Genomic DNA, 15,462 nt, shown 5'->3' with positions numbered 1-15,462 from the left:
TCTTGTTCTGGCCGGTTCGCAGCGCTTACTTTTGCCCCTCCTGACGCATGTCTAGGGGGGCAATCGATGGCCGTACGCGGCCGGCACCGCCGGTATCAGCCGAACAGGATCAACCGCGCCTCACTCACCGTCACCGCGGGCGGCGCGGGCATGGCGCTCCCGTTCCTGGGCGCCGGCGCCGCCCAGGCGGCGGACGTGGACACCTGGAACAAGGTCGCCGCCTGCGAGTCGAGCAACGACTGGAACATCAACACCGGCAACGGGTTCTACGGCGGGCTGCAGTTCACCCAGTCCACCTGGGAGGCCTACGGCGGCCGGGCCTACGCGGCCCGCGCGGACCTGGCCACCAAGGACCAGCAGATCGCCGTCGCCGAGAAGGTGCTCGACGGGCAGGGCCCGGGCGCCTGGCCGGTGTGCTCGGTACGGGCCGGACTGACCCGGGGCGGCGGCGAGCCGGACATCCGGCCGGCGGCCGAGCGCACGAAGCAGCGGGAGACGAAGAAGAAGACCTCCATCGAGGAGGTGCGGCCGCAGTCCACACCGCAGTCCCGGGCGGGCAGCGCCGAGATGTACACGGTGGTCCACGGCGACACCCTCTCCGGTATCGCGGACGACCGCGAGGTCCGGGGCGGCTGGCGCGGCCTGTACGCCGCCAACCGCGCGACGATAGGGGGTGACCCCGACCTCATCGTGCCCGGCCAGCGGCTCGCCCTGCGCGGCGAGGGCGCCACGAAGACGCGTCCCGAGCACCGGCCGGCCCCGTCGGCGAAGCCGAGGAAGCCGGCGGCGGACCGCGCCGAGGACCGTACCGAGGAGCGCGCCGGGGACCGCACGAAGGAACGCGCCAAGGACCGGCCGAAGGAGGCGGGCAAGGAGCGGGCCGCCCGGTCCACGGCCACCCGGCAGGGTCTCGTCGCGCCCGTCAGCGCCTCCCTGGGCACGCCCTACCGCCAGGCGGGGTCCGCCTGGTCGAAGGGTTACCACACCGGCATCGACTTCCCCGTGCCCACCGGCACGTCCGTGAAGTCGGTCGCGGCGGGGAGCGTGGTCAGCGCCGGGTGGGGCGGCTCGTTCGGCTACCAGGTGGTGATCCGGCACGGCGACGGCCGCTACAGCCAGTACGCGCACCTGTCGGCGATCTCGGTGCGGGACGGGCAGACGGTGAGCGCGGGCCAGCGCATCGGCCGCTCCGGCTCCACGGGCAACAGCTCGGGCCCGCATCTGCACTTCGAGGTGCGGACGGGGCCCGGTTTCGGTTCGGACGTCGACCCGGTGGCGTACCTGAGGGCCGGCGGCGTCAGGATCTGATCCGCACCCGGTGCCGGTCCAGGGCCGGCACCGGCACGTACGGAATGCCGTAGAAGGGCACGTAGGAGAGCGGGCGTTCGTCGCCGGCGGGCACCGGCGGCACCCCGCTCCCGTACGGGCCGTCCGGAAGGGCGGGCGCCGCGGGCCCCGGCACGAGCACGTCCTCCACGACGAGCACGTCGTCCACGAGTCCGTCCTTCACGAGCACGTCGTCCACGAGCAGGTCGTCCACGAGCTCCGGCAGGTCCAGGTCCAGCTCCACCGGCGTGCCGGGGCCGCGACCCGTGTCCGCCGGGACCGGTTCCGCGCCGGCGAACTCCAGCCCGACCCGCTCGCTCCCGGGGCGGTCCTGCGCGAGCCGCTCCGTCGTCAGCAGGATCAGACCGCCGGCGGCCACCACACCACAGCCCAGGGCGAGCACGGTGCCCGCGGTGCCGTAGCGGAACGTCTCGCCGAACATCGTGATGCCGACCGCGGCCGCCACGACCGGGTTCACCACGGTCAGCGTCGCCAGCGGGGCCGTCAGCCCGGCGCCCTTGTACGAGGCCTGCGACAGCAGCATGCCGGCCGTGGCCAGGACGCCGATCACGGCCAGGGACGGCAGGTCCGCCGCCGACACACCGCCGGTCCAGTCGACGGCCACCGTCTTGGTGAACACCGAGGACATGCCGAACGCGATGCCGGACGCGGTGGCCAGCAGCATGCTGCGGACCGCCGGGTGCCGGTGCGCGGCCCGCGCGGCGATCATCAGCGCGACGACGACTCCCGCGGTGACCAGCGCGACGGCCACCCGCTCGGCGGCGTTCAGCGACTGCGCGTCGGACGCGGCGACCAGGGACAGCAGACCGGCGAGACCGACCGTCGCCATGATGGCGCCCCGCCACGCCGTGGCACCGGCCCTGCGGCCGACGAACAGCGCGGCCATGGGCAGGGCCACCACGATGGTCAGCGCGCCCAGCGGCTGCACCAGGCTCAGCGGGCCGTAGGCCAGCGCCACCACGTGCAGCAGACCGCCCAGGCCGTTCAGCGCGACCGCCGCCCACCAGTCCGGCCGGCGCAGCGGAGCGTACTGCTCGCCCGGCGAGGACTCCGCCACCCGCTCCTGCACGATCGCCCCGCCCGCGTAGGCGACCGCGGAGACGAGGGAGAGCAGGACGGACAACGCGAGGGCGCTCATCGGCTGCTCCTCTGCGTCAGGCGGGGGCGCTCGGCCCGGCGCGGCGATTGGTCGGCTTTCATGACCAACACCCTGCCGTGTCCAGGTCTTCCCGTCGTCGTCCCTGAGCACCCATTGGGTCCTACTGCCGATGGAGTACGAGTGCTGCCCCGTCATCCCCAGGGTGGGCGACCCGAGTCGGGGGCCACCTGATCACGTCCCCTAGGGGCCTTGGTACTACTGCTCTTCGTGGATCTCGACCCCGGCCTTGCCGCCCTCCGCCCGCTCGGCGGCTTCTTCGTGCTGCGCACGCGGGGAGCGGCGGCGGGGCCTCCTCCCACTCTCGCACAGGCCTACGGGCGGGCGGCACCGGACGTAGACGGAAATCCTCTGATTTTCCGTGTCCACAAGGTCGCACGCGCCCTGGGCACCCCGGAACTGCGCGTGGCCGCCTCGACAACGCACCAGGCACTCGCGGCCCGGCTCTGGTCGATCGCCCTCGGCTGCGCCGCCCTGTACGGCAGCCTCCCCGACCTGGACGCCCGGCACCTGCGCTGGGACCCCGACGCGAGCGCCCCCGACGACCTGTGGCTGTCCGGCGTACGGCCGCTTCCCGCGGAGCCGGACCGCCTCGCCGCCGTCGTCCTGGACGGGCACCTCGCCCCGCTGGCGACGGCCCTGCGCGCCCACTACCGCCTCGCACCGGGGCTGCTGCGGGGCAACGCCGCCTCGGCGCTGGCGGGCGCCGCCCGGGAGCTGGAGCGCTGGGCCCGGCTCCACGGCCGCCCCGACAGCGCCGCCCGGGCCCGCTCCCTGGCCGCGCGGCTCCTCGCCCACCCGCAGCTCACCGGCGCCGGTACCCTCACCGGCACGGCGTTCCGGCGCCGCAGCTGCTGCCTGTACTACCGGGTGCCCGGCGCGGGCGTCTGCGGCGACTGCTGCTTCCCGCGGCCGCCCCGCTCTTCCCCACGCGCCACTTCTGGGTGACCATGAAAGGGAACGGCCGTTGAGAGCAGGGAGTTGCGGGTGCGCGTCGGACTGCTGACCCGGGAGTACCCGCCGGACGTGTACGGCGGTGCCGGCGTGCACGTGGAGTTCCTGGCCCGGGAGCTCAGACCCCTGGTCGACCTGGACGTGCACTGCTGGGGCGAGGGCCGCGCCGACGGTGTGCTGCGCCATCGCCCCTGGTCCGCGCTCGACGGCGCGAACGACGCGTTGCGCACCTTCTCCGTCGACCTCGCGATGGCCGCCGCCCTCCAGGGCCGCGAGCTGGTCCACTCCCACACCTGGTACGCCAACCTCGGCGGCCACCTCGCCAAGCTGCTGTACGGCATCCCGCACGTGATGACCGCGCACTCCCTGGAGCCCCTGCGCCCCTGGAAGGCCGAACAGCTCGGCGGCGGCTACGAGCTGTCCAGCTGGGCCGAGCGCACCGCGATCGAGGCCGCCGACGCGGTGATCGCCGTCTCGGGCGCCATGCGCGAGGACATCCTCGGCTGCTACCCGGCGCTGGACCCGGACAAGGTCCACGTCGTGCACAACGGCATCGACACGAGCCTGTACCGGCCCGACCACGGCACGGACGCCCTGGACCGGATCGGTCTGGACCGCTCCCGCCCCTACGTGCTGTTCGTCGGCCGCATCACCCGCCAGAAGGGTGTGCCGCACCTGCTGCGCGCGGTGCGGGACATCGACCCGGCCGCGCAGGTCGTGCTGTGCGCGGGCGCACCGGACACGCCGGAGATCGACCGGGAGTTCCGGGAGCTGTTCGCGGAGCTGAGCGAGGTCCGCGACGGTGTGTTCTGGATCCCGAAGATGCTGCCGCGCCCGGAGGTCATCCAGCTCCTCACGCACGCCGCGCTGTTCGTCTGCCCCTCGGTGTACGAGCCGCTGGGCATCGTCAACCTGGAGGCGATGGCCTGCGGCACGCCGGTGGTGGCCTCGGCGGTCGGCGGTATCCCCGAGGTCGTGGACGACGGCCGGACCGGACTGCTCGTCCCGGCCGGCGACGGTTTCGAGGCCGGGCTCGCCCGGGCCATGGACACCGTGCTCGGCGATCCCGCGGCCGCCCGGCGGATGGGCGAGGCCGGGCGGGAGCGCGCGGTCGGCGAGTTCGGCTGGGACGCGGTGGCCCGCCGCACGGTCCGGCTCTACGAGGAGATCGTCAAACAGGCTTAGTGGGTACTGGTCAGGGGCAGGCATCGGGAAATCGGCGTGAGGGGAGCGGCCATGCGTGGTGGTGGTCCTTCGGTCCTGGGGATCGTGCTGGCGGGTGGTGAGGGCAAGCGGCTGATGCCCCTGACCGCGGACCGTGCCAAACCGGCGGTGACCTTCGGCGGCACGTACCGCCTGGTCGACTTCGTCCTGTCCAATCTGGTCAACGCCGACGTCCTGCGCATCTGCGTCCTGACGCAGTACAAGTCGCACTCGCTGGACCGGCACATCACCACCACCTGGCGGATGTCGAACCTGCTGGGCAACTACGTCACGCCCGTCCCCGCCCAGCAGCGCCTCGGCCCCCGCTGGTACCTGGGCAGCGCCGACGCCATCCTGCAGTCCCTGAACCTGATCTACGACGAGCGCCCCGAGTACGTGGCCGTCTTCGGCGCCGACCACGTCTACCGCATGGACCCGCGCCAGATGCTCGCCCAGCACATCGACAGCGGCGCGGGTGTGACGGTCGCCGGGATCCGGGTGCCGCGCACGGAGTCGTCGTCGTTCGGCGTGATCACGCCCGGCTCGGACGGGCAGACGGTGGAGCGCTTCCTGGAGAAGCCGTCCGCCCCGCCCGGTCTCCCGGACGACCCGAACTGCGTCTTCGCCTCGATGGGCAACTACATCTTCACCACCAAGGCCCTCATCGAGGCGCTCAAGCGGGACGCGGAGGACGAGTCCTCCGTGCACGACATGGGCGGCTCGATCCTGCCCCAGCTCACCGACCGGGGCGAGGCCGCGCTGTACGACTTCAGCGCCAACCACGTGCCCGGCGAGACCACCCGCGACCAGGGCTACTGGCGGGACGTCGGGACACTGGACGCCTACTACGAGGCGCACATGGACCTGATCGCCGAGCGCCCCGCCTTCAACCTGTACAACCGCAGCTGGCCGATCTACACGCACTCGTACCAGCTCTCGCCGGCCCGGTTCAACGCCGGCGGTATCGCCAGCGAGTCCATCATCTCGGCGGGCTGCCTGATCCGGGGGCAGGTCACCCGGTCCGTGCTGTCGCCGGGCGTGGTGGTCGACCCGGGGGCGGTGGTGCAGGGTTCGGTGCTGCACGACAACGTGCACATCGGCCGGGGCGCGGTGGTGCGCGGCGCCGTCCTCGACAAGAACGTCGAGGTGCCGCCGGGCGCGACGATCGGTGTCAACCCGGAGCGGGACGCGGAGCTGTACACGGTGTCCAAGGGCGGCGTCATCGCCCTGGGCAAGGGGCAGCTGGTCACCTGACGACACGCGGCCGGGGGACTTTGTCCTGGCTCTGGACGAAGCCCCGGATCCGTGCTGTCATGCCATCGTCTTGTACATGACAACGTTGGCATGGAGGTTCCGTGCGTCCCCGACGCCTCAGAAACCGCCTCGCGTTACTGCTCGCCGCACTCCTCGCCCTCACGGGCCTGAGCGCGGTCCCCGCGCTCGCGGACGACCCCGCCGAGATCCACGGCCTCAAGGGCGAGTACTACACCCACTCCGCCCCGGGCGCCTTCGACTTCCACGCCCTGAAGGCGACGACCTTCGACCAGGACCTCGACTTCGACAACCTGGAGCCGCGCCTGAACTTCACCACCGGCCGGTCCGACGACGTCAGCGTCCGCTGGACCGGGAAGATCGTCCCCGGGAAGACCGGGCCGCACACCTTCTCGGTCTCCGCCGACAACGGCTTCCGCCTCTGGATCGACGGCCGGCTCGCCATCGACCACTGGGTCGACGACTGGGACCGCGAACAGACCGCGGAGCCGGTCGAGCTGACCGCCGGCCGGGCCTACGACCTCAAGGTCGAGTACTTCGAGCACTACGGCGGCTCCAATTTCCACCTGCGCTGGACCCCGCCCGGCGGCGCCAAGGCCCCCGTCCCGCAGTCGGCCTTCCGCCTTCCCGAGGGCTTCGACTACGACGGTGCCCTCGCGGCCACCGTGCAGTCCACCGGCCGCACCCTGAAGCTCGACTTCGCCCAGCCCCTCGCCGTGCCCCCGGCGGACTTCACCGACCACCTGGACGCCGTGATCGGCGGCGCGGCCTGGCCCCTGGGCGAGGCCCGCCCGGACCCGTCCGACCCCACCGCCCTCCTGGTCGCCCTCGACGAGCCGGTCGTCGGCAACAAGACGGGCACCGCCCGCGGCAACGCCGACGTCCGCTACGACGGCGAAGGCGGCCTCACCGACACCCAAGGCAACGTTGTCAGCGCGTTCTGGACGAGCGGCCCCAACCACTCGACCCACCAGCTGCGCACCCGCTGGGCCGACGAGGCCGGACCGGACAACGCCCTCCCGGAGTACCCGCGCCCGCAGCTGACCCGGGACGCCTGGCGCAACCTCAACGGCCGCTGGCAGTTCGCCGCCGCCGAGGAGGGCGAGCAGCCGCCCGTGGGCCGCACCCTCAAGGAACGCATCCTGGTCCCCTACCCGGTGGAGTCCCAGCTCTCCGGCATCGAGCGGCACGAGGACCGCATGTGGTACCGCCGCACCTTCACCGTGCCCGCCGACTGGGGGATCGGCTCCGGCCGGCGGCTCCGGATCAACTTCGGCGCCGTCGACTGGCGCTCCGAGGTCTACGTCAACGGCACGAAGGTCGCCACGCACGAGGGCGGCTACGACAAGTTCAGCGCCGACGTCACCGACGCGCTCAAGCCCGGCCGCACCCAGGAGCTGATCGTCGGCGTCTACGACCCGACCGACGCAGCCTCCGGCGAGAACCCGCCCCTCGGCAAGCAGCGCCTGGACCCCAGCGGCATCTGGTACACCCCGTCCTCCGGCATCTGGCAGACGGTGTGGATGGAGCCGGTGGCCCGCGACCACGCCGACTCCCTCAAGATCACGCCCGACGTGGCCGGCGAGAAGGTCACCGTCGAGGTCCGGGGCGTCCGGAACGGCGTACCGGTCACGGCGACGGCCTACGACGGCCGGCACACGGTGGCCACGGCGAGCGGCCGCACCGGCGGCCCGCTGACGCTGACCGTCCGTGACCCGCACCTGTGGTCGCCGGACGATCCCTTCCTCTACCGGCTCAAGGTGAAGGTCGGCGCCGACCGGGTCGGCAGCTACTTCGGCATGCGCTCCATCGCCGTCGAGAAGGTGAACGGCGTCCCGCGCACCGTCCTCAACGGCGAGCCCGTGTTCATGATGGCCACCCTCGACCAGGGCTTCTGGCCCGACGGCCTGCACACCGCACCCACCGACGAGGCCCTGGCCTACGACCTGAAGGCGCACAAGCAGCTCGGCTTCAACTCCGTCCGCAAGCACATCAAGGTCGAACCGGACCGCTGGTTCTACTGGGCCGACCGGCTCGGACTGCTGGTCTGGCAGGACATGCCCGCGATGACGGCCGGGGTGAACCCGAGCGCCACCTCCCGTGCCCGCTACGAGCGCGAACTGAAGGAGATGATCGACGAGCACAGCAGCAGCCCGTCCGTCGTCATGTGGGTGACCTTCAACGAGGGCTGGGGCCAGTACGACGTGGGCCGGATCGCCGAGCAGGCCAAGGCCTGGGACCCCACCCGCCTGGTCAACGGCCAGTCCGGGCTGAACCTCGGCGCCGACGGCGGCACCGGCGACATCATGGACGAGCACGGCTATCCGAGCCCGGCCCTGCCGCCCCGCCCCGACGGGGAGCGCGCCCTGGTCAGCGGCGAGTACGGCGGCCTCGGCCTCGCGGTGCCCGGCCACGCCTGGTCGGTGCAGCAGTCGTACGTCGACGTCGACCCGGCCACCTACACCGAGGACTACCTGGAGAAGCTGGACGAGGTCCGGGCGCTGGTCTGCAAGGGCAGCAACGGTGCCGTGTACACCCAGATCGCGGACGTCGAGGGCGAGCTGAACGGCTTCCTCACCTACGACCGCGCGGTGCTGAAACCCGACACGGCCAAGCTGAAGGCCGCGCACGAGGCGCTGATCCGTGACGCCTCCCGGGTGACTCCCACCGGGTGCCCGGCGCCGCAACCTGTGCTGGACTGACGGCACATGCACCATGAGTCCCGCCCCCTTCCACCGGGGCGGGACTCAAACCGCCGTTTACTGTACGTAGCATGATCGTGCTTGACCGTAATCGGCTGGGGGCGATTGACTGCTGACCCACCCGTTCGTCCACGCGAGGCAAGCCCTTGACTGCTGATCTGCTCGCCCCTCTCGACCTGGCGTTCTGGAACATCGAGTCCGCCGACCACCCGATGCACCTCGGCGCGCTCGGCATCTTCTCCGCGCACTCGCCCGCCGCGGGCGCCCACGCGGCGGACCTGCTCGCGGCCCGCGCCCCCGGTGTCCCGGGACTGCGGATGCGGATCCGCGACGTGTGGCAGCCGCTGCCCTCCGCCCTGCGCCGCCCGCTCGCCTTCGGCGGGGCGGCGCGCGAGCCGGACCCGGACTTCGACCCCCTGCGCCACGTCCGGCTGCACGCGCCGGTCGCCGACTTCCACGCGGAGGCCGGACGGCTCATGGGACGTCCGCTGGAGCGCGGCCGGCCGCCCTGGGAGGCCCACGTGCTGCCCGGCGAGGACGGGGTCTGCTTCGCGGTGCTGTTCAAGTTCCACCACGCCCTCGCCGACGGACTGCGGGCGCTGACCCTGGCCGCGGGCGTCATGGACCCGATGGACCTGCCCACACCCCGGCCCCGCCCCGCCGCCCCGCCGCGCGGTCCGCTGCCGGACGTGCGCGACCTGCCCGGCCTCATGCGCGGCGCCCTCTCCGACGCCGCCCGCGCCCTGGACATCGGCGCCTCCGTCGCCCGCTCCTCCCTCGACGTGCGCTCCACCCCCGCGCTCACCTGCGAGCCGAGCGGCACCCGCCGCACCGCCGGAGTGGTCCTCGACCTCGACGACGTGCACCGGATCCGCAAGACCGTCGGCGGCACCGTCAACGACGTACTCATCGCGGTCGTCGCGGGCGCCCTGCGCCGCTGGCTCGACGAACGCGGCGACGGCAGCGAGGGTGTCGCGCCCCGCGCCCTGATCCCGGTCTCCAAACGCCGCCCGCGCACCGCCTACCCGCAGGGCAACCGGCTCTCCGGCTATCTGATACGGCTCCCGGTGGACGACCCGGACCCGCTGGCCCGCCTCGCCTCGGTCCGCACCGCCATGGACCGCAACAAGGACGCCGGACCCAACCGGGGCGCCGGCGCCGTGGCCCTGCTCGCCGACCACGTCCCCGCCCTCGCCCACCGGCTCGGCGGTCCCCTGGTCGGTCAGGCGGCCCGGCTCTGGTTCGACATCCTCGTGACCAGCGTGCCCCTGCCCAGCCTCGGCCTGAAGCTCGGCGGCCACCCCCTCACCGCCGTCTTCCCGCTCGCCCCGCTGGCCCCCGGCCACTCCCTCGCGGTCGCCGTCTCCACCTACCGCGGCGCCGTCCACTACGGCCTCGTGGCCGACGGCGAGGCGGTCCGAGACCTCGACCTGTTCGCGGCCGCCGTCCCCAGGGAGGTGGCGACGCTGATCAAGGCCTGCCGGTCGTGAGAAGGCGGGTTTGGCGGTGCGGCCCGGCGCTGAAGTAAAATTCGCCGTTCGAAAGCGGGCGCGGCCGGCGCGCCACCAGGGCAGAGCAGGGAACACAGCGGCGATGACGGTGACAGAGGACGGCCCGCAGGCCATGGACGAGGCGAGCGGGCACTCGTACGGACCCGGCATCGACCCGGAGCGGCTGGCCGTCTGCCTGAGCGTGCTCGACGAGCTCGACAAGCTGGACGTCGACCACCCGGACGCCATCGCCGTGCGCCGGGCCACCGCGGGCATCTACCGCACGGTCAAGCAGCGCCGCCGCCAGGAGCGCCGGGCCGCCAAGACCGCCCACGACAAGGCGGTCACGGAGGCCACGGCGACCGGCTCCGCCCAGCGCATCGACGACGAGACCGAGGGCCTGCTGCCCTCCTCGCGCACCGAGGAGGGCCGGATCGCGGGCATACTCCAGCGCCCGCGCTCCTGCTACACCTGCAAGACCCGCTACGTGGAAGTCGACTACTTCTACCACCAGCTCTGTCCGGACTGCGCCCGCCTGAACCGCGAGAAGCGCGACGTCCGGGCCGACCTCACCGGCAAGCGCGCCCTGCTCACCGGCGGCCGCGCCAAGATCGGCATGTACATCGCGCTCCGGCTGCTGCGCGACGGCGCCCACACCACGATCACCACGCGCTTCCCCAAGGACGCCATCCGTCGTTTCAAGGCCATGGACGATTCCGCGGACTGGCTGCACCGCCTGGAGGTCGTCGGCATCGACCTGCGCGACCCGGCGCAGGCCGTGGCCCTCGCCGACCAGGTCGCCGAGGCCGGCCCGCTCGACATCCTGGTCAACAACGCGACCCAGACCGTCCGCCGCCTGCCCTCGGCCTACGCCGCCCTGGTCGAGGGCGAGAGCGCGCCGCTGCCCGCCGGTGAACTGCCCGCCCACCACGTCATCGGCGCGTTCAACTCCGGCGCCGTCGACGGCCTCGCCGCCCTGCCCCCGGGCACCAGCGGTCTCGACGCGCAGCAGGTCGCCGACCTCGCCCTGGTCGCCGGCAACGCCAGCGTGGAGCGGCACCTCGACGGCACGGCGATCGACGCGGGCGGCCTCGTCCCCGACGTCGTCGACACCAACACCTGGGTGCAGACCATCGAGCAGATCTCCCCGGTGGAGCTGCTGGAGACCCAGCTGTGCAACTACACGGCCCCCTTCATCCTCATCAGCAAACTGCGGCCGGCGATGGCCGAGGCGGCGAGGAAGGCGGCGAGCAAACGCGCGTACGTCGTCAACGTGTCGGCGATGGAAGGGGTCTTCGGCCGAGGCTACAAGGGCGCCGGGCACCCCAACACCAACGCCGCGAAGGCCGCGATGAATATGGTCACGCGCACCAGCGCCCAGGAGATGTTCCAGACCGACGGCATCCTGATGACCTCGGTCGACACCGGGTGGATCACGGACGAGCGGCCCCACTACGACAAGTTGCGGCTCGCCGAGGCGGGCTTCCACGCACCGCTCGACCTCGTCGACGGCGCGGCGCGGGTGTACGACCCGATCGTGCGGGGCGAGGCGGGGGAGGACCTGTACGGGGTCTTCCTGAAGGACTACGCCCCGGGGAAGTGGTAGGGCCCGGGCGTCATTCGACGGCGCCCAGGCGGGAGTTGCGCGCCGCCAGCAGTTCCAGCACGGTGCGCCAGTCCTCCAGCACCCCGGCGTCGAACCCGGCCGTGCGGCCCTCCTCGGTCGCCTGGCGCAGGGCGAGCAGGTCGTCGCCGGCCGGGGCACCCCGCCCGGGGCGGTCGCGCAACAGCCGGGAGACCCGCTCGCCGAGCAGGGCGCGCACCGCGTCGGCGGTCTGACCGGCCCGCCCCGCCGGGTCACCAGGCCACAGCAGCCGACCGACCGGCTGCACCAGGCCCGCCACTTGGAGCTCCTTGTCGGCCGGGTGGGCACGGCGGAGCAGGGCGGCGGTCCGCAGCGCGTGGTCGTGCAGGTCGACCGGCGGCCGGCCGGGCTCCGGGACGTCCCGGGTGCCCCGGCAGGCGTACAGCAGCTCCATCAGCTCCTCGACATCGCGCAGCTCCATGCGCCGGTCCTCCCGCGGGGCAGCCGTTGCCGTACGGCAGCAGACCATGACGAGCTTGCGCCTCGGCCAACGGCACCTGAACGGCGCGACCGGCCGGAAAGCGCCGTCACTCCCCTACGCCGAACGAGTGATACGCACAGGGCCTCTTTTGTGAACGAATCGGCGCGTAAACCCGAGTTGAACACCGGATGACGCGCGATCGTTACCGGTTGTTTTCAGCCCCATCGAGCGGCGTCCCGCTCATTTGGTTAGTCTGAGGCGGACGGACAGCCACACGGGGTCCTACCCACACCCACGGTCCGTCATGGGACAAGCCGGTACACCACGGCCTGCTCTCCCGTGAGACGACCGGCGCCACCGCGTCCGAACTGCACATGACACACAGCCCGAGCGGGGCGTCAGGCGCAGCAGGATTGGCGCGTACGTCCCGAGGGTGACCGACACATAAGGAGTGCGCGGTGACACCGGAGAAGACGAATCGCGATCAGCGCCCCAAGGAACGCGGCGAACGCGCCGGCCGACGGGTCGACGAGCTCGGCAGCCTCGACGTGTGGGCCCGGTCGGCCCCGATCCGCCTCGCAGGCTACGAGGAGGACCTCGCGGAGCCCCACATCCTGCCCAGCGTCGACTGACCGGACGCGGACCCCTCAGCGACCGCCGAGCATGGGCGTGCCACACTCGCGCCCATGCTGATCAGGGAAGCAACGGCTGACGACTGGCCTCGCATCTGGCCGTTCTGGCACCGCATCGTCGCCGCGGGCGAGACCTACGCATGGGACCCGGGAACCTCCGAGGAGGAGGCCCGGGTCCTGTGGATGAACCCCGCCAAACGCGTCTACGTCGTCGAGGACGACAGCGGCACGGTCGTCGCCTCCGCCTACCTCACCCCCAACTACGGCGGCCCGGCGGCCCGTATCGCCAACGCCGGCTTCATGGTCGACCCCGGCCGGGGCGGCCGGGGCTACGGCAGGGCCCTCGCCGAGCACCTCCTGGCCGAGGCCCGGGCCGCCGGCTACCGGGGCATGGTGTTCAACGCCGTCGTCGAGACCAACCCCGCCGTGAGGCTGTGGACCTCGCTCGGGTTCACGATCCTCGGCACGGTGCCGGAGGCGTTCGACCACCCCCGGCACGGGCCGGTGGGCCTGCACATCATGTACCGGGCCCTGTAGGGCCGGGAGTCAGGCGCCGCCCCAGGGGCGCCGCCGGCGGCGCCCGTCCCGGCGCCCCGTCGTCAGGGACGGGCGTAGGGCCGGGTCATGATCTCCATGTTGTGGCCGTCCGGGTCGGCGAAGTAGGCGCCGCGACCGCCGAAGAGGTCGTTGACCCGGCCGGGCTCGGTGTGGCGCGGGTCGGAGTAGTAGGTCACGCCGAGCGCCTCCAGGCGGGCGATCATCGCGTCGAACTGCTCCTCGGGCACGAGGAAGGCGTAGTGCTGCGGCTGGATCGGCTCGTCGCTCTTCTCGTAGAAGTCGAGGGTCACGCCGTTGCCCAGGTCGACGGGGAGGAACGGCCCGAAGGGCGCGCCGACCTTCAGGCCCAGCACGGTCGCCAGGAACTCGGCCGACAGTTGCCGGTCAAAGGCGTAGACGACCGTGTGGTCGAGGCGGGCGATCGTGGCCGGCGGTTCGGTGCTGTGTTCTGCGAGGGACATGAGTGGATTCGTCTCCGGTTCACTGGTGGTGAGGACGCGCCGGAAGGGGCGCGGGAAGAGGGAACGCGGAGACATCAGGCGGGGCGCGTGCCCGCTCCGGCTCCCGGCCGGGGCCGGACGGGGTCACCCCCGCCGCCCTCATGCCGAGGCCGGGCGCCTCACTCGTGCATGGCCTACGGCCGACCCGGCAGTCACCCGGCCGACCCTAGCCGACCGGCGCCGTACGCCGCCACGGATTTCTGGCCTCCAACTGCCCCGCCACGGCCAGGAGTCGATCCTCCGTGCCGGGGCGTCCCACCAGTTGCACGGCGCAGGGGGCGCCGGAGGGCAGGGTGCCGCAGGGGACGGCCATGGCGGGCCAGCCGGTGAGGTTCCACGCGGGCGTCAGGGGCGAGTGGTTGGTGTTGACCAGCAGGTTGCTCAGCCAGCCGCGCTCGTGCCAGGGTCCGGCCTTCGGGGAGCGGCGGGCCAGCGCGGGGGTGAGCAGCACGTCGTACTCGGCGAAGAACGGCTCCAGCCGGTGCCGCAGCCGTTCGCGGGCCGCCCCGGTACCGACGGTGCCCACGAAGGGCCGGCCGAGCCGGGCGTGCACGCGGGTGCGGCGCGTGAGCAGCCGGGGGTCGAGGGGCCGGGCGTCGGCCGCGGTGCCCGCCGTCCAGTGCATGAGGGAGGTGACGGCGAGGGACAGCGGGTAGGGCGGGTCGGCGCGCCGGACCTGGTGGCCCGACCGCATGAGCACCCCGGCCGCGTCCCGGGCGGCCGCCGCGTACGGCCGGCTGATGGTGACGCCGGCCAGCGGACTGCGCAGCGACACGGCGATTTTGAGGGTACCGGGGGCGGACGGGGGCGCGGGCTCGGTGCCGGCGAGGACCGCGAGCATCAGGCGGGCGTCCTCGACGGTCGTGGCGAGCGGTCCGTTCTCCGACAGGCCGAACCAGTCGCCGTCCCCGGCCCCGGCCGGGACCACCCCGCGGCCCGGCTTGATGGTGACCAGACCGCAGTTGGCGGCCGGTATGCGCAGCGAGCCCATGCCGTCGTTGCCGAGGGCGACCGGCACCATCCCGGCCGCGACGGCGGTGGCGCTGCCGCCGGAGGAGCCGCCCGCCGAACGCGCCGGGTCCCAGGGGTTGCGGGCGGTGCCCAGCACGCCGTCCGTCGTGCCGAAGACGCACAGTTCGGGCACGTTCGTCAGGCCCACGACGACCGCGCCCGCGGCCCGCAGCCGGGCCACCGTCACATGGTCCTGCGCGGCAGGCGTGTCCGGGGTGGCCGCCGAGCCGACGCGGCGGGACTCGCCGCGCACCGCGAGGTTGTCCTTGACGGCCACCGGCACGCCGGCCAGGGGGAGTTCGGAGAGGTCGCCGCGTGCGGCCACCTCGTCGGCCTCGGCCAGTGCCCTCTCGGCACGCACCAGCCGGAAGGCGCCCAGCCGGCCGTCGAGCCGCCGGATCCGTTCGAGGTGCTCGGCGACCACCTCCCGGGGCGTGACCCGCTTCTCGCGGACGGCGGCGGACATCTCGGCGGCGGTGCGGCCGGCCCAGGTGGTCACAGAGGCTCCTCGGGAGGACGGAGGACGGGGGAGACGGGCTACCGGTGAGTACGTAGGGAGAACTGTGCACCG

General features: G+C 72.9%; 13 protein-coding genes. 9 read left to right on the top strand and 4 right to left on the bottom strand.

The window, feature by feature from the left end; all coding sequences use genetic code 11:
- Nucleotides 1–66 precede the first annotated feature (66 nt).
- Nucleotides 67–1,308, top strand: a complete 1,242-nt coding sequence (locus ABTZ58_RS07900; protein WP_351351756.1) for a transglycosylase family protein — start codon at nucleotides 67–69, stop codon at nucleotides 1,306–1,308.
- Here ABTZ58_RS07900 and ABTZ58_RS07895 read toward each other — a convergent pair.
- Entirely contained in the window at nucleotides 1,298–2,485 is a 1,188-nt protein-coding gene (locus ABTZ58_RS07895) for a DMT family transporter (protein ID WP_351351754.1), read from the bottom strand. The two genes, ABTZ58_RS07900 and ABTZ58_RS07895, sit on opposite strands and share 11 nt — an antisense overlap.
- Nucleotides 2,486–2,695: 210 nt before the next feature.
- Between ABTZ58_RS07895 and ABTZ58_RS07890 the strand changes: the two genes are divergently transcribed.
- The 6 genes from ABTZ58_RS07890 to ABTZ58_RS07865 all read left to right on the top strand — a co-directional run bounded on the left by ABTZ58_RS07890 (nucleotide 2,696) and on the right by ABTZ58_RS07865 (nucleotide 11,730).
- Complete coding sequence (locus ABTZ58_RS07890; protein ID WP_351351752.1) at nucleotides 2,696–3,451, top strand: (2Fe-2S)-binding protein; 756 nt, start codon at nucleotides 2,696–2,698, stop codon at nucleotides 3,449–3,451.
- A 39-nt stretch (nucleotides 3,452–3,490) separates the two neighbouring features.
- Nucleotides 3,491–4,642: a glycogen synthase gene (gene glgA, locus ABTZ58_RS07885; RefSeq protein WP_351351749.1), complete on the top strand. Its 1,152-nt coding sequence runs from the start codon at nucleotides 3,491–3,493 to the stop codon at nucleotides 4,640–4,642.
- Between the two features lie 51 nt (nucleotides 4,643–4,693).
- Nucleotides 4,694–5,914 (top strand): glucose-1-phosphate adenylyltransferase, encoded by a 1,221-nt coding sequence (gene glgC / locus ABTZ58_RS07880; protein WP_351351746.1) that lies wholly within the window; start codon nucleotides 4,694–4,696, stop codon nucleotides 5,912–5,914.
- A 101-nt stretch (nucleotides 5,915–6,015) separates the two neighbouring features.
- The gene (locus ABTZ58_RS07875; RefSeq protein ID WP_351351743.1) at nucleotides 6,016–8,634 is read left to right on the top strand and encodes a PA14 domain-containing protein; all 2,619 of its coding nucleotides are present in this window, start codon (nucleotides 6,016–6,018) and stop codon (nucleotides 8,632–8,634) included.
- A 146-nt stretch (nucleotides 8,635–8,780) separates the two neighbouring features.
- Entirely contained in the window at nucleotides 8,781–10,124 is a 1,344-nt protein-coding gene (locus ABTZ58_RS07870) for a wax ester/triacylglycerol synthase family O-acyltransferase (RefSeq protein WP_351351740.1), read from the top strand.
- 103 nt (nucleotides 10,125–10,227) lie between these two features.
- Nucleotides 10,228–11,730, top strand: coding sequence for an SDR family NAD(P)-dependent oxidoreductase (locus ABTZ58_RS07865; protein WP_351351738.1), 1,503 nt, complete (start codon nucleotides 10,228–10,230; stop codon nucleotides 11,728–11,730).
- A 10-nt stretch (nucleotides 11,731–11,740) separates the two neighbouring features.
- Here the strand turns inward: ABTZ58_RS07865 and ABTZ58_RS07860 are convergent, their stop codons facing one another.
- Nucleotides 11,741–12,190: a hypothetical protein gene (locus ABTZ58_RS07860; RefSeq protein WP_351351735.1), complete on the bottom strand. Its 450-nt coding sequence runs from the start codon at nucleotides 12,188–12,190 to the stop codon at nucleotides 11,741–11,743.
- Between the two features lie 458 nt (nucleotides 12,191–12,648).
- Between ABTZ58_RS07860 and ABTZ58_RS07855 the strand changes: the two genes are divergently transcribed.
- Both ABTZ58_RS07855 and ABTZ58_RS07850 read left to right on the top strand, forming a co-directional pair.
- Nucleotides 12,649–12,822 (top strand): hypothetical protein, encoded by a 174-nt coding sequence (locus tag ABTZ58_RS07855; RefSeq protein WP_102913158.1) that lies wholly within the window; start codon nucleotides 12,649–12,651, stop codon nucleotides 12,820–12,822.
- Between the two features lie 54 nt (nucleotides 12,823–12,876).
- Nucleotides 12,877–13,359 carry a GNAT family N-acetyltransferase gene (locus ABTZ58_RS07850; protein ID WP_351351731.1) on the top strand — a complete coding sequence of 161 codons (483 nt, stop codon included), beginning with the start codon at nucleotides 12,877–12,879 and terminating at the stop codon, nucleotides 13,357–13,359.
- Between the two features lie 62 nt (nucleotides 13,360–13,421).
- Here the strand turns inward: ABTZ58_RS07850 and ABTZ58_RS07845 are convergent, their stop codons facing one another.
- Nucleotides 13,422–13,841, bottom strand: a complete 420-nt coding sequence (locus ABTZ58_RS07845) for a VOC family protein (protein WP_351351728.1) — start codon at nucleotides 13,839–13,841, stop codon at nucleotides 13,422–13,424.
- A 205-nt stretch (nucleotides 13,842–14,046) separates the two neighbouring features.
- Nucleotides 14,047–15,390 (bottom strand): amidase, encoded by a 1,344-nt coding sequence (locus tag ABTZ58_RS07840; RefSeq protein ID WP_351351725.1) that lies wholly within the window; start codon nucleotides 15,388–15,390, stop codon nucleotides 14,047–14,049.
- Nucleotides 15,391–15,462: the final 72 nt, after the last annotated feature.

The organism is Streptomyces sp. NPDC094143 (assembly GCF_040303825.1).
Taxonomy (GTDB): domain Bacteria; phylum Actinomycetota; class Actinomycetes; order Streptomycetales; family Streptomycetaceae; genus Streptomyces.
The sequence above is the reverse complement of the archived record's forward strand: the minus strand, read 5'-3'. Positions and strand labels throughout refer to the sequence as shown.